Consider the following 22,839-nt stretch of genomic DNA (forward strand, 5'->3'; position numbering starts at 1 on the left):
AAAGATTTCTGCTTCAGCCTCTATTTTTAGTGTTCTTTTCAGATTTTTAAGCTATTCAACTTAAGATAGCTCATGTCTTTAAAAGTTTTATAGATTTGGTTAGTAACGAAGCTATCTAAGTAAAATATCCCCTCATGAGAAACGGTGCTACAAGTAAAAATGACGAAATTAATTTTTGGGGTGTTGAAGACAGTCTAAAACAATTGTGGTAAACTAATAGACAGAATTTTTTATATTTATTGATAATTCTTACTGTTTGTTTTTTTACTCTATGCTAGGGAGAAAAACAGCTATTTTTTAGATAATTGGGGGAAGACAAGATGAGTGGAAAAAGGCCGAGTTTTGGTGTAAATGCAAGTGATTCTAAGTCAGAGAAAGAAGCAAGTCAAACAAATGAAAAAGTCGCAGATAAAAGCAAAAGTAAGAGAGAATTCGGGACGCATGTGCAAAAGGAAGAGCCAGAAAAAGGAGTCAATGCAGAAATAGTAAAAGAGCTTTTCTCTTTACAAAAACGCGACTTTTGGCTCAAAGCATATGCGCTTTCTTTTTTATTTTATTTAGCGCGATGGGGGAATTTGACTACGGGGATAATCGGCTTGATTGATCTTATTTTATTTCCTTTTGTGTTAATTTTATTAGCAGAAGGATCATTAATGATCTCAAATTTTTCTACTTTAGCAGATTGGATCAACCCTAAAATGAATCAGCTTAAGCAAGGAACTACGAATATTGGTGCCATCCTCTGGTATGGTTCTAAGTTGATACTTTTTGCGTTTATTTGGAAGTTTGGCTTTATTTTAGGGCTTGTTGGGCTGGCCTTAATGTTACGTGATCTAAAGAGAATGAAGGGGTAGGAATATGATGAAAAGGACCTATCGTGTGGGAAAAGGATTTGGAAAAAAAAACTTTGATCAGGCTATCAATATGGCAGGAAATGGCGATGTTATTATGCTTGATCCTGGAACGTATAGTTTTATGGCGGGCTATACCTTGAAGCATTCTATAAGTATCATTGGAACAAGCGAAGACCCTAGAGATGTCAAGCTTCAAAGTGTGTTTACTTTGAGGAATGGACAATCTTTGACATTAAAAAACCTTGTCTTAACCACAAATAACAGCAATGGAATTAATCTGAAAGAAAGAACGCACTTAGAAGCTGAAAAAGTGGTTTTTCAGGGAGAACTCACAGGAGAGTACCCAGTAGTCTGGGTAGAAAATTCAACCGCATCGTTCATCAATTGTGAGATTGAATATAGCCACAACTCCGGAGCAGTCTATGCTGTAGACGCCTCAAATCTTACATTCAATGGGTGTATCATTGATTCTGTTCATGTCAATGACTCCAATCTGGTCATCTGTAATTCCCAGATAGTGACGATTTTAAGCTCCAAAAGATCTACCGTACAAGGACAAGAGTATCTTGAAGTGTTGGAAAATCAAGTAGATACGGTGTCGATACTTTTACAAGAAGGGACCAGAAGCGAGTTTGACTTACTTGCGATTCCTCAGGGATTGGTGCATCTGAAAGTGCTGGATAGCATCTTAAATGTTACAGCACTGGAACTACCGGATCAGCAAAAACTTAATTTATTAATCAATCAAAAGGGACAAACAACATTAGATGATAGCCAAGTAGAGGTTTATAACTTAGATGAAGAGGGAAAAATCGTGGAACAACACTCGGCTCAAGTGGTGACAGAAAAAGCCCAAGAAGAAATAGTAGAAGCTGAGGATACAGATTATTTTAATGAATGGCTCGATGAGGAGCTTCCCGGTCAATTGGAAGAAGCAGAAGAAATCTCTGATCCACAAGCCGCAACAGCTCTACAAAAATTAAATGAGTTAAATGGATTAGAAAAAGTGAAACAGCAAGCACTAAAATTTATCAAAATGGTTCAGTTCAATCAACAACGTGAAGCGCAAGGCTTAAAAGCCAATGCCATTACGCTACATTCGCTATTCTTAGGAAATCCTGGGACAGGGAAAACAACTGTAGCTCGACTCTTAGGCGAGATATTGGCCGATGAAGGGGTCATTCGAGAACGTAAATTTGTTGAAGTCGATCGAACTGATTTGGTAGATGAGATCATCGGTGGAACTGCCAAACGGACAATGGAAAAACTGGTGCAAGCAACAGGTGGTGTTTTGTTTATTGATGAGGCTTATTCGCTATTTAGTGAGGGACAAAACGATTTTGGGCGTGAAGCAGTTGATACCATCTTGAAATACATAGAGGATCATCGTGAGGATATTATGGTAATTTTTGCCGGATATACCGATAAAATGCAAAATTTTATTAATATGAACCCAGGCTTACGCTCTAGAGTACCCAATGTTTTTGTTTTTGAAGACTACACGCCTACGGAAATTGCAGAAATTGGCTACCATCATTTACTTGAAAATGATTATTCAGTAGCTGAACAACGCTACAAAGAATTGGTAAGTTACCGTTATGGTCACTCTATGGACGCTAGTAATGCAAGATGGGTGCGCAACTTTAATGATGAACTCATTTCGATTATGGCTGATCGCGTTTTGGAAACAAATTCACAGGATACAATGACGATCACCTCAGAAGATTTGGACCAACTTACTGGGGGGAATCTAGATGAAAAACAAGCTAGAATTACCGAACAAATCGAAAAGCTCAATCAGCTAGTTGGACTAGAGACAATTAAAGTAGAAGTGAAAAATTTAATAAAGGAAGCACAAGCCAATCGTGAATTATTGAAAGTAAGCCCTCACATGATAAAACCTGCCTATCATATGGTGTTTGAAGGGAATCCTGGAACGGGAAAAACAAGTGTCGCAGAAATAATTGCAAAATTATTTTATAACTTGGATATTTTGCCCACACCAAACGTAAAAGTAGTCGAACGCTCAAACTTAGTCGGAAGTTATGTGGGACATACTGAAAAAAATACAAAAATGGTGATTGAAGAAGCAATGGGCGGTGTTTTGTTTGTAGACGAAGCCTATCAGCTGACCCTAGAAAACTCGGGGAATGACTTTGGAAAACAAGCAGTGGAGACACTGTTGACTGCGTTAGAAAATTACCGAGATAAATTTGTCGTAATTTTTGCTGGTTACACGAATGAGATGGAGCATTTTTTAAATGCCAATCCAGGCTTGCGTTCCCGAGTTCAAAAACGCATTATCTTTCCAGATTATACGCCAGACGAAATCGCGCAAATTGTGCGCAATATTTTAAAGAGAAATTGGCAGTTTGACGAACAAAGATTACAAACCTTAGTTTCTGATTTGTATCAAAAAGTTCCAGCAAACGAACGAGCAAATGGACGCTGGGCTCGGAATTTTTCTGAAGCACTAGAAAAACAACAAAAAATTTATATTGTAGACAAGCACATAAAAGGTGCAGAAATTTGTCAGATTCAAAATGAATTGATTGAAGAAGTTGTGGAGCATTTTTTATAAGCGTTACTCTCTAAAAGCGATACCTCTCCCCATCAACATTGGTTGATAGGGAGGGACTGCTAGTTGAGAAATTGGTTATTTTCAATGAATAATTTCAGCAAATTGGTGGATCCCTTTTCTTATATGGGGATGCCCTTTTTTTATGGATTTTCCGACTGGTAGCATGAGTATGGGAATGAGTTCTTTAGAAATTGCAAAGTACTCTTGCACTTTTTCAAAATCGACCCCTCTCATAGGGACAGAATCGTAACCAAATGCACGAATCACATGCATTAAGTTCATCGAAAATAAGCCACAGTCCAGTTTGAGGCCTTCTTTTTTTCTATCTTCTGGGTGCATATCAAAATAGAGTTGTATTCTTTTTTTTCTAGCCTCAACTTGTGCGGCAGAAAGGTGGCGCACTCTTTGCTCATACTGGATGAGATCTTCGATATCGTACAGAGATTGATTGCCAAAAATAAGAAAAACGGCAGAGGCATCCAGTACTTGTTTTTGGTTAGCAGAAAATTTTTTGAGTACTGCTTGTTTTTTTTTATTTTTAATAACAAATACTTTCCAAGGTTGAAAATTATTGCTGGATGGCGCATTTCTAGCACTTTGTAAAATCAAGTAAAGCTCTCTATCTGAGATCACATACTCCGCATCATAGTCTCGTATGGAAGTCCTAGCGTTTAAAAATTGCAAATCATTCATCGTTCATTCCCCTTTTCATTTTTTCTATTTCTAGTATAATTTAGCTGTAACAATAATAACAGTACGCACATTTTTGTTACTTAAAGGAGCTAAGAGAAATGGAAAAAAAGAGACCGTTTGATTGCGGCGTGACGCGCTCAATGGAGGTCATTGGCGGAAAATGGAAGATTAATATCCTGTGGGCAATCTCGAGGGGAGAGCCCATTCGTTTTAACCAATTAAAAAGAGCTGTTCAAGGGATTACAAACGTCATGCTAACGCGCTCATTGAAAGAATTAATCGCGTACAATTTGGTTAAAAAGAAAGATTTTAATACGATTCCACCCCATGTTGAGTACTCCTTAACCGAAAAAGGAGCTTCACTAGTGCCAATTCTACGGACTTTAGACCAGTGGGGAAAGAAGAATTTGTAGAAAAAGCTGACGAAAAAGAGTGACATAAAAAATTAAGCCACTTTTCTTTTTCGTATCATGAAAGGAAGTAAGATAACAGAACTAACCAAAGCAACTAAAAAAATTGTGAGATACAACTGTTGTGGAATAAAAAAATAATAGTAGTCGATGCAGCAGGCTGTTAAATTACAAATTAAATGTAAAAAGATGTTGAATGAAAGGCTTCGATGATGCAAATAATGCCAGTTTAAAAAGAGTGAGATAGGGAGATAGAATATGATTGTACTAGGATAATATAAGATAACAAATAGATGCATACCAGTAAAGTTTAAAGTCATGAGGAGTAAGCAATGTTTTGGATAACGGTTTTCAACTTGAGAAAATAAGCGTTTTCTAGAGAATTCTTCAAAGAGGGGCGCAAAAATTTCGGCAGAGACAAGTAACTGAAGAGCAACCGTCAAAGTTTCCTGATATTTTAACAGATCATCAAAAGAATAGTGAGTTAAAAAGTAGATGGTTTTACCAAAATGGATCGTCAAAATAAAACTGATACCAAAAAGGCTGCTTAAGAAGAGGGCAGTCCTATCAAGCGGTGTACGTGCATCTGGTTGGGGAGGTTGAGGGCGTTTAGAACCAGAAAAAAATAAAATGGGTAAAAATAAAAAGAGTAAGTCATTCAAAAGCTCGAGTACAAAAAAATCTGTATAGTAAATTTTATTCAGTCGGTTAAAAAGACACAAATTATAGAAAAGGACATATAAGGGTAAGGCCCATAATTTAAAAGCAACCATATTGTTCAAAGAAAAAACCTCCTATAAAAGCCTTTCTTTTTTACGAAAGGCTTTTTAGATTATGATTAGTCTGGAATTTTATCAATGTAAGAAGTATGAGAGGTGTAAGTGGTGGTCTTTAAGTATCGATTATCAATTTTTCGATAAACCTTAACAGTAACTCGGATAGTAATAGATTGCCGATACTCTTTAAAAAAACCACTTTTTGAATATTTATAAATTACGATTGGTTTGAGTCCGGGGAATGGGAGCGGAATTTTGATTGTGATAGAGTGTCCATTTTTAAAACGGCCTAAATAAGTTCTTTTCGTATTCGTGATAGTGTAACCTTGAGTTTTTGACCATGTACGGGCTTTTTTAGGACTAGGTGTGAGAATATAATAATTCTCATTGTCTTCAAAATAGGAATGAGGTATTAGAGTTGGTTTTTCTTGCAGTTGGGATGCGGACATATTTTTTGTTCCAAATAAAAGTAATCCAAAAAACAATAGCAGCAAGCTAGAAAAAAATTTTTTCATAATAAACACCCCTTTTTTATTTAATTATATCATGATGAGAAAGCGGTTTCAATAATGTTCGATAAAAAAGATCGTTTTTTAAAATAAATAGATTCTTTTTACCCCTGGTTAACTTATTTTCTTTTACAAGTAAGAGAAAAAATGCCATCTTCTATGATAGATTATTTTTTATTGTACTAGATCAAAAAAGTAAAAAATGAGTCTTAGAAAAAATCCAAAATACTATTGACAGAAGATAGAGAGGAATGATACTATCTCAATGTAAGCGTTTACGTATTGGCTGTTTTGACCGTAATCGTTCTCGTAATGTTCCAAATTTATATTTTTTTGGCATTTACGTAAACGATTACGTAAAAAATTTAAAGGAGAAAACAGATGGGGAAAATGCGCAAGTTTTTGATTGGATTCGTAGTGCTGAGTAGTGCCTTGTTAGTAACTGGATGTGGTGGAGGAAAAGAAACAAAAAATGCAAAGGGAGATTTAATTGTAACGATTGGCCGACAAACGATTCAAAATTCAAAATTACCAAAAGGCGATACTTATGAAAATAATGCCTATACCAAATTAGTGGAGAAAAAATTAGGTGTTGAGCTGAAAAGCACATTTGAAGCGAATGGGGAAGATTATGATCGGCAGGTTTCTCTGGCGATTGCCTCTGGTGATATGCCTGATTTGATGGTGGTGAACAGTTACGATGAATTAAAAGAGTTAGTTGATAACGATCTAATAGAAGATCTTACAAACTATTATGATAAAAATGCTAGTAAAAATATCAAAGAAATCTATGAATCATATGATTCGATTCCATTAAAAGAAGCAACGTTTGATGATAAGCTGATGGCGATTCCAGGGACATCTGTGGATGACGGTCCGGGTCTTGTTTGGATCCGTAAAGATTGGTTAGACAAGTTAGGCATTAAGTTAGATGCGGATGGGAACGGAGCGATTACGTTAGAGGAATTAAAAGCAACAGCCAAGACTTTTGTGGATAAAAACCCCGACAATGTAGCAAAACCAGTAGGATTGGCCTTAAACTACTGGTTAGCTGCCACCGGATACGGAAATTCAACTTTTACAAGTTCGACTATTATGCATTCATTTGGTGCATTTCCTAGATACTATTTAGCTGATAAATCTGGAAAAGTATACTACGGATCGACTACTAATGAGACTAAAAAAGCCTTAACCTATTTAAAGTCTTGGTATGATGAAGGGTTGTTGGATCCTCAGTTTGGGACACGTACATTTGATGACATCACCGCTATGCTGATCAACGGGGAGACAGGAATAGCACCTGGACCGTGGCATTTACCAGGCTGGAATTTATCTCAAGTAAAAGAAAGTAATCCAGAAGCAGACTTTGTTCCTTATGCTATTGAAAATCAAAATGGAGATGGGAAAATAAATGCTACTTCTGATAAAGGGGCTGGAAGCTTTATCGTAGTTAAAAAAGGATTTGCGCATCCTGAGTTAGCTCTGAAAATCGTTAATTTAATTTATGACAAAGTCCCCAACTCTGACAATATTCAAAAAGAGTATCCAGACTTATACAAATACAGTCAGTTGGATGTAGACGGAACCGCACGTCCTTTTAATGTCGAAATATATGATGCGAATAGTGGTATTGAAGATTCGGTACAAATTGCGGATGCAGTCGACGGGAAAATTAATATAAATGATTTAACGAAACCAACGGACAAAACATTAGCACAAAGCATTAAAAAAGTTGTCGACAATCCCAAAGATCCAGATATCAATGATTGGAACAAATACATCACAACTTATGTCGCTAGGGCTAAAACGATGGCAATTCCTCGCGAATTAGGTATTTTAAATGAAATTGTCCCGCCAAAGTTTCATGGAATCAAAGCTTTAGAAAAAAATGGTGCTCAACTAACGAAACTAGAAGAAGAAACATTTATTAAATTTGTTACGGGAGAAGAATCATTAGCGAACTTTGATCAGTTTATTGCGAATTGGAAGAAGCAGGGTGGTTCGGATGTACTAAAGGAAATGCAAAAAGTTCAAGACAGTTCAGATAAATAATCTCGAATGAGAGAGAACGATATCGTTCTTTCTCATTCGTTAGGGGTGAAAAAATGGAAATACAACATAAAAAAATTAAAAAAAGAGTAACACGTAATGAACTACTCTTTATTGCAATGGTCATTCCAGGAATCGTCTTTTTACTTATTTTTTCTTATGCGCCAATGTATGGTCTTTTGATGGCATTTCAAGACTATATTCCTGCTAAGGGCGTATTTGGTTCAAAGTTTGTAGGTCTGGAACATTTCCAATATATTCTAAAACTACCAGATATTGCGCAAGTTACAAAAAACACGCTCTACATTGCGATTATGAAAATGATTTTTAACACGGTATTACCAATCACCTTTGCCATACTCCTCAATGAAATTCGAGTATTATGGGTGAAAAAATCAGTTCAAACCATCGTGTACTTGCCACATTTTTTGTCCTGGGTGGTATTGGCTTCGGTGGTGGTGAATTTGTTTAATTTAGATGGAACTATCAATCAAATATTGAACCAGTTTGGTCTGTCTAGTTTGAACTTTTTAGGTAGCAATCAGTTATTTCCAAATTTGTTGATTGGGACAGATGTTTGGAAAGAATTCGGTTATAGTTCGATTGTCTATTTAGCTGCTATAACGTCGATCGATCCGGGTTTGTATGAGGCTGCAACAATGGATGGCGCGACATGGATAAGAAAAGTCTGGCATGTCACATTGCCAGGGATGCTACCTTTTATTCTTTTATTAACGATTTTAAATGTTCCCAATATTTTAAACGCAGGTTTTGATCAAGTTTATAATTTGTATTCACCTATTGTTTATAAAAGTGGGGATGTATTAGACACCTATATTTATCGTATTGGATTGATTGGGAGACAATACAGTCTTGGAACAGCTGTTGGGCTTGTTAAGTCTGTTATTGGCTTAGTATTAATTTTTGGCTCTAATAAGTTTGTTGAAAAGAAAATGAACCGGGTAATGTTCTAGGAAAGGAGAAAAAAATGCAAGATAAATCAATCTTTAGAAGTACGATTATTTATATAATTGTTATTTTACTAGGCTTATCCTGTTTAATACCGATGTGGAATGTAGTAGCAATCTCTTTAAGTGGCAGCGATGCAGTAATGGCCAACAAAGTGGGGTTGTTTCCTGTCAAATTTACTTTAGGTGCTTATGAAAAAATTATCAGTGATCACCAATTTTGGCGTTCCTTTGGTATTTCTGTGTTTCGTGTGGTAGCGACTTTGGCAATTAATTTGTTCCTAATTGTAACCATGGCATATCCTTTATCCAAGTCTGAGAAGGCTTTTACAACGAGAAAAATTTTTATGAATATCATGATTTTTGCCATACTATTTAGTGGTGGGATGATTCCAACCTATTTAGTTGTGAAAAGATTAGGACTCATCAATTCAATCTGGTCGTTGATTTTACCTGGAGCAGTTCCGATTGGCAGTGTCATTTTGGTCATGAACTTCTTCCGTGGAGTTCCAAAGTCATTAGAAGAGGCCGCAGCTATGGATGGTGCGACTCCGTGGCAGACATTGTTAAAAATTTATATTCCGATGTCGTTGCCATCTTTGGCAACTGTTTCTTTATTTAGTATTGTCGGTAGTTGGAATGACTTTTTTGGAGGACTACTTTACATGACACGAACGGAAAACTATCCGTTAATGACGTATATTCAGTCTTTAACAATAAATATTTCAGAAACTTTACAAAATTCTACAGGTTTAACAGCAGAACAGTTCCAAGCGTTAACAGCAGTGTCTAATAAAAACTTGAACGCTGCGAAAATAGTGGTAGCAGTCTTACCCTTATTGCTGATTTATCCTTTTATGCAGAAGTATTTCGTTAAAGGTATTGTTGTTGGATCAGTGAAAGAATGACAGAAAAGAGGGGGAAAAATGAGAAGTTTTTTATCAATTGATAGTCTTTTTTACAAAACTTCAGCCAAAGTCGTACAATTATTGATTCTAAATTTTCTTTTCTTACTAGGTTGCGTACCTCTTGTTACAATTGGGGCCTCTTTAAGTGCAACATTTAGTGCGTGCATGAAAATGATAGAAAGTGATGACTTACGTGTAACGACTAACTATTTTAAGGCTTTTCGTCAATCCTTTAAACAAGCGACTGTCGTATGGATAGGTAGTTTATTTGTTTTAGGTATCTTGTGGATTGATATTTTGTATTTGGTTCAAAAAAAAGCACTGTTGAGTTGGCCAATGATTGGAATCGGAATAGTCGGTTTTTTATTACTCGTTATTTTGCAGTATTCTTTTGCTTTGATTGCGAGGTATCAAAACTCCTTAGGGAAAGTTCTCCCTTTAGCATTTCAATTGTTTTTTGCTCATCCTTTTCTAGGGATTTTACTACTAACGGTGTGGTTCGTTCCAGTTGTCTTGAGCATCCTCTCACCAATTCTTCTTGTTTTTTCTATGTACCTCGCTTGTTTTATTAGTTTTTCTTTTGAGTTCTTTTTACAAAGTTATGTATTACTAAGTGTCTTAAAAAAATTTGAATGAAATGAGGAATCGAAAAATTGGAACAACAAACAAAATGGTGGCAAAAAGCTGTCGTCTATCAAATTTATCCAAGAAGTTTTCAAGATAGTAATGGAGACGGAGTTGGAGATCTTCTAGGAATTATAGGTCGTTTGGATTATTTACAATTATTAGGAATTACGGCAATCTGGCTTTCACCGGTGTATCAGTCTCCCAATGATGATAATGGCTATGATATCAGTGACTATGAGGCAATCATGGAAGAATTTGGTACGATGGAAGAGATGGAGTGTTTGATTGTAGAAGCAGACAAAAGAAACATTAAGATTATCATGGACTTGGTCGTAAACCATACATCGGATGAACATAAGTGGTTTATAGAAGCAAAAAAAGGAAAAGAGAATCCGTATCGGGACTATTACATTTGGTGTGATCCAGTAAATGGGGATGTTCCAAATGAAATTTCATCAACTTTTAGTGGCAGTGCTTGGGAGTTTGATGCAACATCAGGCCAATATTTTTTACATTTATTTAGCAAAAAACAGCCAGATTTAAATTGGGCAAATACAAACGTTCGACAAGAAATCTACAATATGATGAACTTTTGGTTAGAAAAAGGTGTTGGTGGTTTTCGGATGGATGTGATTGATCTGATTGGGAAGCTACCAGATCAAGGACTTACAGGAAATGGTCCCTTACTCCACCAGTATTTACAAGAGATGCATCAAGCTACATTTGGTTCGCATGATGTCATGACGGTTGGAGAAACTTGGGGTGCAACTCCTGAGATTGCCAAACAATACTCTGATCCAGCAAGGAAAGAACTATCTATGGTCTTTCAGTTTGAACATATTGGTTTAGATCAACAAGAAGGTAAAGAAAAATGGGATATAAAGCCGTTATCAATTGGAGCATTAAAACGGGTTCTTTCTAAGTGGCAAACAGCGCTTGGAAATCAAGGGTGGAATAGTTTGTTTTGGAATAATCATGACTTGCCAAGGATTGTGTCACGCTGGGGGAATGATCAAGAATACCGAGTAGAGAGTGCCAAAATGCTTGCGATTCTGCTCCACCTGATGAAAGGGACCCCATACATTTATCAAGGAGAAGAAATAGGAATGACCAACTGCCCAGTCACCTCTATTGAAGAGATTAGGGACATTGAAAGTATCAATATGTATCAAGAACGTCTTAGTAAAGGGTACCGTAAAGAAGCAATTATTCAATCAATTAATGCAAAAGGACGAGATAATAGCCGGACACCGATGCAGTGGGATGATACAGAATGTGCCGGCTTTACTACAGGGACTCCGTGGTTGCATGTGAATCCCAATTATCATGAAATCAACGTCAAAGAAAGTTTGGCAGATCCCCAGTCTATTTTTTATACGTACCAAAAACTAATTGAACTGCGAAAAGAACACGCGCTTGTCATTTGGGGCGAGTATCAGTTAATCGAAGATACAGCGGAAGAAGTTTTTGCTTATTATCGTGAGCTTGCGGGTGAAAAATGGTTGGTTGTAGCAAATTTTTCAGAAACAAATCAAACGTTTCTACTTAGAGATGTGATGGATAAGGTGCTTATTCACAATTATCAAACGGATCTTCCGGATACAGGTGAGTTGGGACTGCGACCATACGAAGCTTTTGCGGCAAAAATTAAAAGTGAAAGAAGATAGGAGAATATTATGGCGAAAACAATTTTTCAAGGAGCGCACTACCGAATTACTGTCTTAACCAATCAGTTAATACGAATGGAATACAGCGAGGACGGGCAATTTGAAGATCGTTTCACGCAAACGGTATTAAATAGAACCTTTGATCCACCAAAAGTCACGGTGACTGAAACAAATGAGCAACTAGCACTTCATACTCCGAATGTTGCGCTTTTCTACGAGAAAGAAAAAAAGTTTAACGAATATACGGTGTCGTTGGATGTACGTTTTGAAACAGGCTATACTCATCACTGGCGATTTGGAGATACAGAGTGGAATTTAAAAGGAACGACTCGAACGCTGGATGGGGCAGATGGAGAAGTGATGCTGGAAGACGGGATTTTGAGTCGAAACGGAGTGACGGTGATGGATGATTCTACCACATTCATACTTGATGAAGAAAATCATCCAGTGAAACGTCATGGAAGTACAACTGACTGTTATCTGTTTGCTTATGGGCATGATTACTTTAAAGCGCTCAAAGATTTTTATCAATTGACGGGTCAAACCCCATTACTACCAAGATATGCGCTTGGAAATTGGTGGAGTCGTTATTGGAAATACACAGAGGAAAGCTATTTGAATCTGGTTGAACAGTTTCAAGAGGAGAAGATTCCGTTGTCTGTTTCGGTGATTGATATGGACTGGCATTTGACCGAGATTCCTGAACGCTTTGGCAATGGTTGGACTGGTTATACCTGGGATAAAAGGTTATTTCCTCAGCCCAAACGCTTCATGCAGGCTCTGCATGATAAGGGACTTGCAGTCACACTGAATGTCCATCCGGCAGATGGAATTCGAGCGTTTGAAGAGGCCTATCCAAGAGTGGCACAACGTCTCCAGTTGAATCAAGCTGAAGAAGAGCCCGCGCGCTTTGATTTAAATGATGAAGCTTTCCGTGTCAGTTATTTTGAGGATGTTCATCATCCGATGGAAGAAGAGGGAGTTGATTTTTGGTGGATTGACTGGCAACAAGGAACGAAAAGTGGAGTTGCCGGTTTGGATCCTCTTTGGCAATTAAATCATTATCACTTTTTAGACCAAACACAGCGCAAACAAGATCCCCTAATTTTATCGCGTTATGCAGGTCCAGGAAGTCATCGTTATCCATTAGGTTTTTCAGGGGATACGATTATCAGTTGGGCCTCCCTAGCTTTTCAACCGTACATGACGACAACTGCCTCTAATATAGGCTATTCATGGTGGAGTCATGATATTGGAGGGCATATGTTGGGCTACAAAGATGAAGAACTCTCTTTACGTTGGCTTCAGTTTGGGGTATTTAGTCCGATTAATCGGCTTCATAGTTCTTCTAGTGCTTTTACAAGCAAAGAACCATGGACATTTGAGCCGACTATTGCAGGTGTTATGAAAGACTATTTGCGCTTCCGTCATTCGTTACTTCCTTATCTATATACTGCAAATGTACGTACACATGAAGTGGGAGTACCTTTGATGCAACCGATGTATTACCGTTATCCAGAGATTGAGGAGGCCTACAACAGTCGGAATCAATATTTCTTTGGATCGGAGTTACTCGTTGCACCAATTACGCAACCGATAAATCAAGAAACCGAACTGGGCAAAGCGAAGGTATTCTTGCCACCGGGAGATTGGTTTGATCTATTTCGCAACTGCCGTTATGAAGGAGATACGTCCATTACGATGTATCGCTCGTTAACAGATATTCCGGTTTTAGCAAGAGCAGGAGCTATTATTCCGTTAGATGCTACGCCAGAGGAAACTAAAGCAAACGAATTACCAGAAAAGATACGCTGGGAAATATTTCCCGGTAAAACTAATGAGTATGAACTGATTGAAGACCTCGCAGGAAACCGATGTACCACGCGAGTTCGCCTAGATGAAGCTACACAACAATTGTCAATCGAAACAGAAGGGGATAACAAAATTCTTCCTAGCAATCGACAACACGAGTTTCATCTACGGGTAACAGATGAAGTACAGGTCGTTGGAGAGTGTCTGTCTTCAAGCTATCAGGAACAGACTAAGGAACAAGTAATTATCGTGCAACAATCAGAGCGGCAAAATATATTAAGCATTGTTGGCTTTGCGTATAGCAAAACACAAACGAGTGAGCAAGCAGTTTTTGATATTTTAAAACGAGCAAATATTGAGAATCAACTAAAAGATCAAATATGGCAACGTTATGGTGATGAAACAAGTAAAAAGAAACGTTTCAACTTATTTTCGCAACTCTCTTTACCTGATTTAGCACAAGCATTATTTGAATGTGAATACACAGACCAACGAGAAGAATAAACAGCTCTAACAAGACACAATTAAACTTGTCTAGCAAGTGTCTATCCAGACTATAGAGAAGAGGATGAGTAACAGTGGTGAAAGCAAACTTGCTATCGGGTTTCTTTTCTATCGCGTGAGCAAACTCTCTATGGTTTGGATATTTTTATTAGGAGGATGGAGTGAGAAGCGTAGTGAAAAAAGATCAAAAGCAAACGGTCTCCATACAAAAAATTTCGGCAGATCGAGCGGTTTATCGACCAGGGTTTCCAGTCAAATGGACTGTTCGGTTATCTGATAAAGGACAGGAGAGTCAAGGCACGTACCATCTGGTCGTTACTCATTTAGGTGACAAGGTGGGACAAAAGTCTGGCGAATGGACTACGAAAGAGGGTGAAGGAACGATTGTACTTGATTGGCGGTCACCATCTATGGATTATCAAGGATACTTGGCACAACTTGAATTAAGAAATCTAGATGGACAAATAGTCGCTCATGCGAATAAGGCAATCGACGTGTCGAGTGACTGGACGAAATTCCCTCGTTACGGCTATTTAACAGAATTTGGTGGGGCGACAACGCCAGAAAAAACGATAGAACAAATGAAAGATTGGCAATTAAATTCCATTGAGTACTATGACTGGAAATTTTTGCACCATCAATTGATTCCAGAAGATGGTGCTATGACTTGGCAAGACTGGTCAGGACGTCAGATTGATGGCAACAAAGTAAAAATGTATATCCAGCAAGCGAAGAAAGCGAATATAGTGAGTATGAGCTATAACATGATTTATGCGGCTACAAATAATTACCAAGAATATGGGGTGAAAGCGGATTGGCTCCTTCACTATGCAGAAGAACACGGAGAAAAAGGTAAACATAAAGGAGAGGTTTTTTCATTTGAGATGGGGGACAGCCCGTCAGGACAATCTACGTTGTTTTTCTTTGATTTGGATTGTTCTGAATGGCAAACATATATCATTCAAAAAAATCAAGAAGCATTAGCCGTCATGGGATTTGATGGTTGGCATGGAGATACTGTGGGCGAATGGGGAAAAATGTGGGCAGCAGCTGATATTGGTCAAGAAGACCAAGCTAAATATGTCAAAAACAGCTATCGCTCGTTTTTGAATACGGTCAAGGAACGATTAGGGAATGCCTATTATTTGTCATTTAATCCTGTTGGCGCACAAGGGATTGAGCAGGTTAACACTTCGAATGTTGATGTGTTGTATGCTGAGATTTGGCCTTGGGATAAGGATAGCGAAGGAAATCTATATGAAGACTATATGAGTTTAAAAAGAGAAATTGATCAATCCAGAAAAGAAAGCGGCGGAAAATCGTTAATTATTCCAGCATATATGGAGTATGACTATGCGGCAAATCAGAAAATCCGTCAATCGTTCAACCAAGCGGCAGTTCTCTTGACCGCTGCTGCGGTATACGCGGCAGGAGGTTCCAGAATGGAACTGGGAAACGGAACTGAAATGCTATCTAATGAATACTTTCCCAGTAATCAGCTCTACATGAGTTGTGAGCACCAAAAACGACAACACGCATTGCAAGAATTTATTGTCGCCTATCAAAATATTTTGCGCGATGGATTAGAGGATAACCAAAAACCAATTAGTATTGATCAAGAAAAAACAAGTATTGACGGCCAAGCGGATACGATTTGGGCGTATGCAAAAGAAAAAGAGGGTATGGAAGCCATCCAACTTATTAATCTAAGTGGAGTGATGGATGTGACTTGGCGTGCCAACGAGGGGAAAAAAGAAACACCTAAAAAGAAAAGTAATTTGACGGTAAAATATTATACTGAGCAGATTTATCCCCATGCTTATCTTACTTCTCCTGACCCAGAATTTGATGGACTATCAAAAAAGGTAGCGATAACACAAAAGCGTGATCAGAGAGGTATCTATCTTGAAATTCCAGTAAGTAGTTTAGAATATTGGGCTATGCTTTATTTTTACTAAGAAAGTCAGACAGGATGAAAAAAGTGACATTCACTCTTTGAAAAGCTCTTATCTATCAAGTGAATTAGTGTATAATAGGAAAAGAGAAGGATTACAAGGGACCGAGTTTCTTTTCATTCGTTTTTGGAATGATCGATGTTGGGAGGTACAAAATGGCAATCACAATTAAAGATATAGCGAAGCGAGCCAATGTTTCGACCGCTACCGTTTCCAGAGTCATCAATGGCATTGGCGGCTATGGCAGTGACACGCGCAATCGAGTATTAGCGGCCGCACAGGAACTGGGCTATTATAAAAATGAAACCGCGACGAGTCTGGTAACCAACAAGACGAAAACAATTGGGATTATCATTCCCAACGTGAGTACTTCTTTTTATGGCAATATTGTGACAGGGATTGAGGATGTGGCCTATGATTTTGGCTATAGTGTAATCCTGACACATGCCGGGGTTGAAGGGAATCGTTTATTTGATAGCTTGAAGCTTATGGTCAATCGACGGGTAGATGGCATTATTATTGTATCGATTTATTTGAATAAGGAGCAACAGCAGATGATCCGTAAGCTAGGAGTTCCAACAATTCTTCTTTCAACTATTTCAGAAGGCAATCGATTGCCTTATATAAAGGTAGATGATTATGCTGCCAGCTATCACGCTACGCAGTACTTAGTGAATCAAGGTCACCAGAAAATTGGTTTAGCAGGAGTCAATCAAAATGATCAAGTTGCTGGACAGCCAAGACTAGCTGGTTACCGTGATTGCTTAGAAAAGAACCAAATCTTAAGAGATGAGGCGTTGATTTTTTTTGGCGACTTTAGCTTTGATGCAGGGAAACGAGCGATGGACTATTACATGACCCACGAATTACCTACCGCACTCGTCTGCGCAAGTGATGATACCGCGCTTGGAATTATTTCGATGGCCCATCAGTATAAGATTCTAGTTCCAGAGCAACTATCGGTTATTGGCTATGATGATACCAGTGTTGCATGGATGACGACACCGCCACTTACTACCATTGCACAACCTTTTTATGAGATGGGCGCACTTGGATGCAAACGGCTTATTGAATCAGTCACTACGAACCAAGAGATTCGCTCGGAAATTATTCCATTTGAGTTGATGGAACGGCAAACAGTATTACAGAGGTCAAATAATCCAAAAAGCTAGCACTTTGAGATTAGAAAATTTTTAATCACGAACAAATCAAACAGGCTTAGCCGTCCTAAAAAAAGGATGGCCAAGCTTGTTTTTAAATAGGAAACAGCATGTTAAGAAGCCTATATCTTAAAGCCATTATGTTCTAGCGTAGATTACTTCATGTTAGTCGATCGGGTGGGTATTCCTAATGGGCTCTTTATTTCACCCCAAATAAACTTGTTAGAAAATGTTGAATTGGAACCACGACCCTGTTTTTGGCGTAGAGAATGTGAGTGAAGTGTGGAGGGGTTATTTATAAATCATTTCCACATGAGGATAAGAGTCAGGTAGTAGTCGCAGCTAGAACTGATCCATCAAAAACACAAGATGGATTCAGTGTCATCGATGCTTCAACAAATTTTGAATTAAAACAACTGACTTCAGCGAAAACTTTTGTGAATTGTCTGAAAAAAATACAAGATAGCACAACTTTGTGTAAAGGATTCAATTTGACGTTTTTTTAAATATTATTTATTATATAAATAATATAAAATTATATTTTAAAAATGTTGTTTGAAAGGATTGAAAAGTATGGGGCTAACTGAGGCTGTTTTCGATATAATAGCACAATTTTTTGCAGGTCTAGGTTCTGGAAAATTAACAAAGATGAAAAAGGAAGAAGACCGTAAACATAAAACAAAAAAATAGGGGGAACTTGTGTAACCAAGAGTTTAGTAGTAACCTAAGAGATTAAAGAGTAGAACTCTTTCTTGGGGGGGGGGAACGTCTGCTCATACTATCACTATTTTGTTGTCAGTTGTGGACTTTTGATCCATAGTAACAATATCCTCTGCTACACTATGTTAGGGAAGTGGTTGGGATTTTTTTTGCTTTTTCTTTTTTGAGGTGAACAACTTTTGAGAAATATATTTAAGATCAAATTGTGCTAAATAAGATGTCTTTTTTGATTTAACGCTATAATTTGTGACACATTACATAATTCTATGGCATTCATTACATTTAAATGGCTATTTCTTTATAGGAAACTAATTAGGGGAAATAGTAGGAAACCAAATCATTTTCAATGAAAATCAAGCATTTCATAAGTTGAAAAACGTTGATTTATCGGCATTCTCCATCCTTATTATGTTGGCTCTTTATTCCCACTCAAAAATAAATTAGTTTTGCACGGTACGTAATAGATAAGTTTACGCCATTTTAATAAAGTGTTATCAATTTAATCACTGAACGCTAAGAAGATAGTTTATCTAAAGTTTGTTGTTGTTTTTCAAAAGCTTCTGTTACTTTTTTTTCAAACTGACCTTTAACAGCAGATTCTAATGTTTGAGAAGAAGAAGACAGTGCCTTGTTAGCACTTTGTATTGCTGTTTCACCTTGCTTTTTAGCTTCTTGTTTCATGGTATGAGATTTCTGTATTTTGGATGAGCCAATTGCTTGCACACGTATTTTTTCTAAATTCTTTTTTAACTCTTTCAATAATTTTTTTGCTATTTCTTCCAATAGAACAACTCCTTATTCTTTATTTGCTTTTTGGAGGTCATTTCGATAGTCTTGTTCAAGTTTTTCTTGTCGCTGATACAGCTGTTTTTTCGCTTTTGATAACTCTTCGTGGTAGTTATTTTCTATTTGTATAATTGATTGTTTGGCACGATCAAAAGGCTCGCTATCTACCGCTGACTGTTGAACAATTCGGTAAATATCTGACAACGTTTCTTGGATTAATTGTTCTCCTGTTCGTTGAGTATTATTTAGAATATCTTCATCCTCTTCAAGTTCACGGCGTTTTCGCTGATAATCTGCTGTAATCTGTTCTTCTTTCATGTTTTCGCTCCTTTTTAAGACCTTAGTTGTTGAGCTAATTGTTGATCTAGTTGAACAAGTTCATTAATTTTACTTTTAATTTCTTTAGACAATGACTCGAATTTATCATCCATCATTTTTGCTTTATTGATTTTTTGCTGAAAAAATTCGGTTGGTTCACCGACAATTCGTTGTTCAGTAGCACCTACTGCAGATAAATTATCCTTCATTTCATTATCAGACAGTACTTCTATTTGAGAACGAGCTTCCCGTAATGTTTCTTGCCAGATATCTTCTGCATCTGTAATTGCCTGTTGATATACTTTTATAGCATTAGCCATCGCATTTTGATAAGCTGATTGCCCTGTATTAACTGCTAGTAACGCCTGTTGGTCATCTAAATAAATTTTTTCATTCTTTGATAGTCCGCCACCACTGGCAGTTAGTTTAGCTTTTAGTTGATCTAACATAGTCAATTGAGTTGAAAATCCACGCATCAGAAAATGACTGGCTTGTATCATGGCTCCTTCAGAATTGCCCAAACTATCGGAAATTTTTAACTGTCCTATTTTTTCATCAAATTCCCAGCTAGTTAATTTATGACTATTACCATCTACCCATACAATCGTTCCAAAATCATCACTATTTCCCCATTTAGAATTGAAATCATTCCATTTCGTCACATCGTCATTTTTTTGACGGTAATTTAAAAATAAATGGGGATTTTCTTTCATAAATTTTGCCTCCGCTGGTGTTAAGGAACGATATTGAAACCAGCCACTAAAAACTGTTGTTGGTATTTTAAAACGAGCGCCTACTTTTAGCATATAAGCAGATTGAGAATAACCAGATAGCTGGTTAATCGTCCACTTCGGATTGTTGTCAATAAGTTCTCCCACATACTTTAAAGCAATGTCTGCTTGAGGAGAACCGTTTGGAGACATTCCTTTTATAGCTGCTTTTAAATCGTTAGAGTCACTAGGATAGGTTCCAGCTGCAACGACTGTTACTTGTCCATAGTCTGGAGTCCCATTCACTATAGGAGCCACTGCCATTCCTTGAAATCCATAGTCGCCGTCTTTGATTGAAAGTACTTTGAATTCCCCCTCTCCTGGAATCCTTACAATGTTGCGTTCATTTTTTTTTAATTGATTATCTTTTTTATCTGTATATTGAATTTTATTCCCATTGTCTTTATAATCAGGATCAACTTTATAAACTTCTTGATTCAAGTCTTTTAATGTTTTTTCTGTCGCCATTGATTAAAAACTCCGTTCCTCTTTATTAGAGAAAACAACTATAGCCTCAGTCTCTGTTATCCCTTTTTTCAAAACAGGTAATTCTCCACTTCCTAAATAGGACTCATCAACTTTATCTTTAGGAGACATACTTACTCCAATTTCTGAATTTACGCCATAGCGAGTTGATACTGTAACCATAACTTCTGTATAGCCAGTTAATTTATTTTCACCATAGTTTTCTGAAAATTTAATTTTAGTTACATCTGCAAATGTATTCTTAATTTGTTTTGCAGTTACTGTTTCCATTCTTACCATATCTTGTTCTTTTCGCTCTGCTTCGTTTTGTTTAAACCACATGAACCCAGCACCTCCAATTAGGATAAGTAAAATTAAACCAATAAACCATGTTTTCTTTTTCAAAGCCTCACGCTCCTTTAATCATCAAGATGTTAGTGCAAGAAAAAATATATAAAAAAAAATGTTTCTCCAAATTAATTATCCCAACTAAATTAAAAAGAGTCAATGATTTGATTGTGAGAAATAGGTATAAATAGATTTATAAGAAATCATCTGGAATCCTTACAATGTTGCGTTCATTTTTTTTAATTAATTATCTTCTTTATCAGTATATTTAATTTCACTGTCTTTATAGTCAGGATCAACTTGATAAACTCTATTGTTTAAATACTTTAATTCTTCTTCTGTTGCCATTATAAACTTACCTCTGTTCCATTAGAAAAGGTAACTTTCATTTTGTTTCCTGTAGTACCTATTTCAAATTCAGAACCTCCATCATAGGATCTAAGAGTTTTTGATTTATTGTTTAGAGACATACTTACTCCAATTTCTGAACTTACACCATAGCGAGTTGATACTGTAACCATAACTTCTGTATAACCTGTTAACTTATTTTCACCATAATTTTCTGAAAATTTAATTTCAGTTACATCTGCAAATGTATTTTTAATTTGTTTCGCCGTAATTGTTTCCATTCTTACCATTTCTTGTTCTTTTCGCTCTGCTTCGTTTTGTTTGAACCACATGAACCCAACAACTCCAATTAGGATAAGTACAAGTAAACCAATAAACCATGTTTTCTTTTTCAAAGCCTCACGCTCCTTTAATCATCAAGATGTTAGTGCAAGAAAAATATAGAAAAAGAACGTTTCTCTAAATTAATTATCCCAACTAAATTAAAAAGAGTCAATGGTTTGATTGTGAGAAATAGGGATAAATAGATTTATAAGAAATCATCGCCATTATTTTAAGGTTGTATATAGAATGCCCATTTTTTAACTACATTAAGCATCTATTGATGTTGGCTAACAATTTCGTTCAGGGTGTAATAAATATTGTGTGTGGCTAGATTTTTTACTTGTGATTCGCAAGGTTTTGATCAAATTGCTGGTAGTATAGCTACTTGGTAACTGTCTTAAGCATATTAATAATTTTCTACGCTGATATTCGCCTAATGAGTTGCCACACGCAATTTTTAAGGGAGAGATTATTATGAGTACTTTTTCAGATATTAAAAATCGAAATGATTTTTTTAGACTATTAAACATCCCAAAGAAAAATATGACTTATTTACTATAAGAAGGTGGGAAAAAGTTTTCTAAAGATGGGGATAGTCATAGCTGTTATGGAAAAGAAATATTTTCAAAATACGTTTTGAAACATTATGAAGAAATTGATTTTGAAAATTTCCGACCTGTTTTAGATAATTTAAATGAAATAATTACTGGATACGGTAATTCCTTATTGGTTGCAAAAATAAAAAAATAATCGTGAAACCCTCTGATATCAAAGGCTGCACGGTTTTCTTATTTACTCAAGCTGAACAATACTAAAATGAGGCTACCAATAACGGTAGTGAATATGTTCCTCCTGCTAATAATGGTGGTGGTGCATCAAATAATAATGCAGCACAAGATACCGTAAACAATGCACCCACACCACTCCCTCCAGCAAACAATAATGACATTTCAGGTATGGATGGTCCAAATAGTTGGGAGCTTGATACAATGGGTATTGACGGCCCTAATGGTTGGAAATTAGAATCGGGAGGCTGGTAATTATTCCTGATTAGAGGGATTGAAATTACACAAAATAAAAAAGTATCAAGTAGTCAATCAATAGACTACTTGGTACTTTTTTTAGTACTCGACTACTCGTTTTAACTCAGTTCAACTCATGCTAACTCAGTTGTACTTAAGCCAATTTAGCGCATTTCATTACTTTATATTTTGTTTGTTTTTGTTCATTTTATTCCCACTCTAACCAATCCGCTAGGGTTAAAAAGTAAGCGAATATTGGTATAGT

General features: G+C 36.7%; 21 protein-coding genes. 12 read left to right on the plus strand and 9 right to left on the minus strand.

The features are described from left to right. The first annotated feature begins 320 nt into the window (after positions 1-320). Complete coding sequence (locus CBF30_RS07450; RefSeq protein WP_126824560.1) at positions 321-854, plus strand: hypothetical protein; 534 nt, start codon at positions 321-323, stop codon at positions 852-854. A 4-nt stretch (positions 855-858) separates the two neighbouring features. After that, the gene (locus CBF30_RS07455) at positions 859-3,435 is read left to right on the plus strand and encodes an AAA family ATPase (protein WP_126824563.1); all 2,577 of its coding nucleotides are present in this window, start codon (positions 859-861) and stop codon (positions 3,433-3,435) included. A gap of 81 nt (positions 3,436-3,516) precedes the next feature. Here CBF30_RS07455 and CBF30_RS07460 read toward each other — a convergent pair whose 3' ends face one another. Then, positions 3,517-4,128, minus strand: coding sequence for a nitroreductase family protein (locus CBF30_RS07460; protein ID WP_126824567.1), 612 nt, complete (start codon positions 4,126-4,128; stop codon positions 3,517-3,519). Between the two features lie 98 nt (positions 4,129-4,226). Here CBF30_RS07460 and CBF30_RS07465 point away from each other — a divergent pair, with 98 nt between their 5' ends. Beyond that, on the plus strand, positions 4,227-4,541 hold the full coding sequence (locus tag CBF30_RS07465; RefSeq protein ID WP_126824570.1) for a winged helix-turn-helix transcriptional regulator: 315 nt from the start codon (positions 4,227-4,229) through the stop codon (positions 4,539-4,541). Between the two features lie 32 nt (positions 4,542-4,573). Here CBF30_RS07465 and CBF30_RS07470 read toward each other — a convergent pair whose 3' ends face one another. Both CBF30_RS07470 and CBF30_RS07475 read right to left on the minus strand, forming a co-directional pair. Next, the gene (locus CBF30_RS07470; RefSeq protein ID WP_342774853.1) at positions 4,574-5,311 is read right to left on the minus strand and encodes a CPBP family glutamic-type intramembrane protease; all 738 of its coding nucleotides are present in this window, start codon (positions 5,309-5,311) and stop codon (positions 4,574-4,576) included. A gap of 65 nt (positions 5,312-5,376) precedes the next feature. Further along, positions 5,377-5,829, minus strand: a complete 453-nt coding sequence (locus tag CBF30_RS07475; protein WP_126824576.1) for an LMxysn_1693 family intestinal colonization protein — start codon at positions 5,827-5,829, stop codon at positions 5,377-5,379. A gap of 375 nt (positions 5,830-6,204) precedes the next feature. On the opposite strand from CBF30_RS07475, the gene CBF30_RS07480 reads away from it, so the two are divergent. The 9 genes from CBF30_RS07480 to CBF30_RS11755 all read left to right on the plus strand — a co-directional run bounded on the left by CBF30_RS07480 (position 6,205) and on the right by CBF30_RS11755 (position 17,979). Further along, positions 6,205-7,875 carry an extracellular solute-binding protein gene (locus CBF30_RS07480; RefSeq protein ID WP_126824579.1) on the plus strand — a complete coding sequence of 557 codons (1,671 nt, stop codon included), beginning with the start codon at positions 6,205-6,207 and terminating at the stop codon, positions 7,873-7,875. 53 nt (positions 7,876-7,928) lie between these two features. Next, positions 7,929-8,846, plus strand: a complete 918-nt coding sequence (locus CBF30_RS07485) for an ABC transporter permease (protein ID WP_126824582.1) — start codon at positions 7,929-7,931, stop codon at positions 8,844-8,846. Between the two features lie 14 nt (positions 8,847-8,860). Beyond that, on the plus strand, positions 8,861-9,748 hold the full coding sequence (locus tag CBF30_RS07490) for a carbohydrate ABC transporter permease (protein ID WP_126824585.1): 888 nt from the start codon (positions 8,861-8,863) through the stop codon (positions 9,746-9,748). 18 nt (positions 9,749-9,766) lie between these two features. Then, positions 9,767-10,384: a DUF624 domain-containing protein gene (locus CBF30_RS07495; RefSeq protein WP_126824589.1), complete on the plus strand. Its 618-nt coding sequence runs from the start codon at positions 9,767-9,769 to the stop codon at positions 10,382-10,384. A gap of 17 nt (positions 10,385-10,401) precedes the next feature. Further along, positions 10,402-12,042 (plus strand): glycoside hydrolase family 13 protein, encoded by a 1,641-nt coding sequence (locus CBF30_RS07500; protein WP_126824592.1) that lies wholly within the window; start codon positions 10,402-10,404, stop codon positions 12,040-12,042. A 9-nt stretch (positions 12,043-12,051) separates the two neighbouring features. Beyond that, the gene (locus CBF30_RS07505) at positions 12,052-14,358 is read left to right on the plus strand and encodes a glycoside hydrolase family 31 protein (protein WP_245975042.1); all 2,307 of its coding nucleotides are present in this window, start codon (positions 12,052-12,054) and stop codon (positions 14,356-14,358) included. A 173-nt stretch (positions 14,359-14,531) separates the two neighbouring features. Further along, a complete protein-coding gene (locus tag CBF30_RS07510) occupies positions 14,532-16,316 on the plus strand; it encodes a glycoside hydrolase family 66 protein (RefSeq protein ID WP_245975043.1) in 1,785 nt (594 codons plus the stop codon). 152 nt (positions 16,317-16,468) lie between these two features. Further along, positions 16,469-17,485 (plus strand): LacI family DNA-binding transcriptional regulator, encoded by a 1,017-nt coding sequence (locus CBF30_RS07515; RefSeq protein ID WP_126824601.1) that lies wholly within the window; start codon positions 16,469-16,471, stop codon positions 17,483-17,485. Positions 17,486-17,748: 263 nt separating this feature from the next. Beyond that, positions 17,749-17,979 carry a hypothetical protein gene (locus tag CBF30_RS11755; protein ID WP_148112260.1) on the plus strand — a complete coding sequence of 77 codons (231 nt, stop codon included), beginning with the start codon at positions 17,749-17,751 and terminating at the stop codon, positions 17,977-17,979. A gap of 727 nt (positions 17,980-18,706) precedes the next feature. On the opposite strand, the gene CBF30_RS07520 is transcribed toward CBF30_RS11755, so the two are convergent. From CBF30_RS07520 to CBF30_RS11835, 6 genes are all read right to left on the minus strand, one after another. Beyond that, on the minus strand, positions 18,707-18,976 hold the full coding sequence (locus CBF30_RS07520) for a hypothetical protein (protein ID WP_126824604.1): 270 nt from the start codon (positions 18,974-18,976) through the stop codon (positions 18,707-18,709). Between the two features lie 12 nt (positions 18,977-18,988). Beyond that, positions 18,989-19,297 (minus strand): hypothetical protein, encoded by a 309-nt coding sequence (locus tag CBF30_RS07525; protein ID WP_126824607.1) that lies wholly within the window; start codon positions 19,295-19,297, stop codon positions 18,989-18,991. Positions 19,298-19,311: 14 nt separating this feature from the next. Then, positions 19,312-20,535, minus strand: coding sequence for a hypothetical protein (locus CBF30_RS07530; protein WP_126824610.1), 1,224 nt, complete (start codon positions 20,533-20,535; stop codon positions 19,312-19,314). Between the two features lie 3 nt (positions 20,536-20,538). Then, positions 20,539-20,937 carry a hypothetical protein gene (locus tag CBF30_RS07535; protein WP_126824614.1) on the minus strand — a complete coding sequence of 133 codons (399 nt, stop codon included), beginning with the start codon at positions 20,935-20,937 and terminating at the stop codon, positions 20,539-20,541. 290 nt (positions 20,938-21,227) lie between these two features. Next, positions 21,228-21,623, minus strand: coding sequence for a hypothetical protein (locus CBF30_RS07540; RefSeq protein ID WP_126824617.1), 396 nt, complete (start codon positions 21,621-21,623; stop codon positions 21,228-21,230). A gap of 740 nt (positions 21,624-22,363) precedes the next feature. Continuing rightward, on the minus strand, positions 22,364-22,501 hold the full coding sequence (locus tag CBF30_RS11835; RefSeq protein ID WP_170168976.1) for a hypothetical protein: 138 nt from the start codon (positions 22,499-22,501) through the stop codon (positions 22,364-22,366). Positions 22,502-22,839: the final 338 nt, after the last annotated feature.

It is taken from the genome of Vagococcus entomophilus (assembly GCF_003987595.1).
GTDB classification, from domain to species: domain Bacteria; phylum Bacillota; class Bacilli; order Lactobacillales; family Vagococcaceae; genus Vagococcus_E; species Vagococcus_E entomophilus.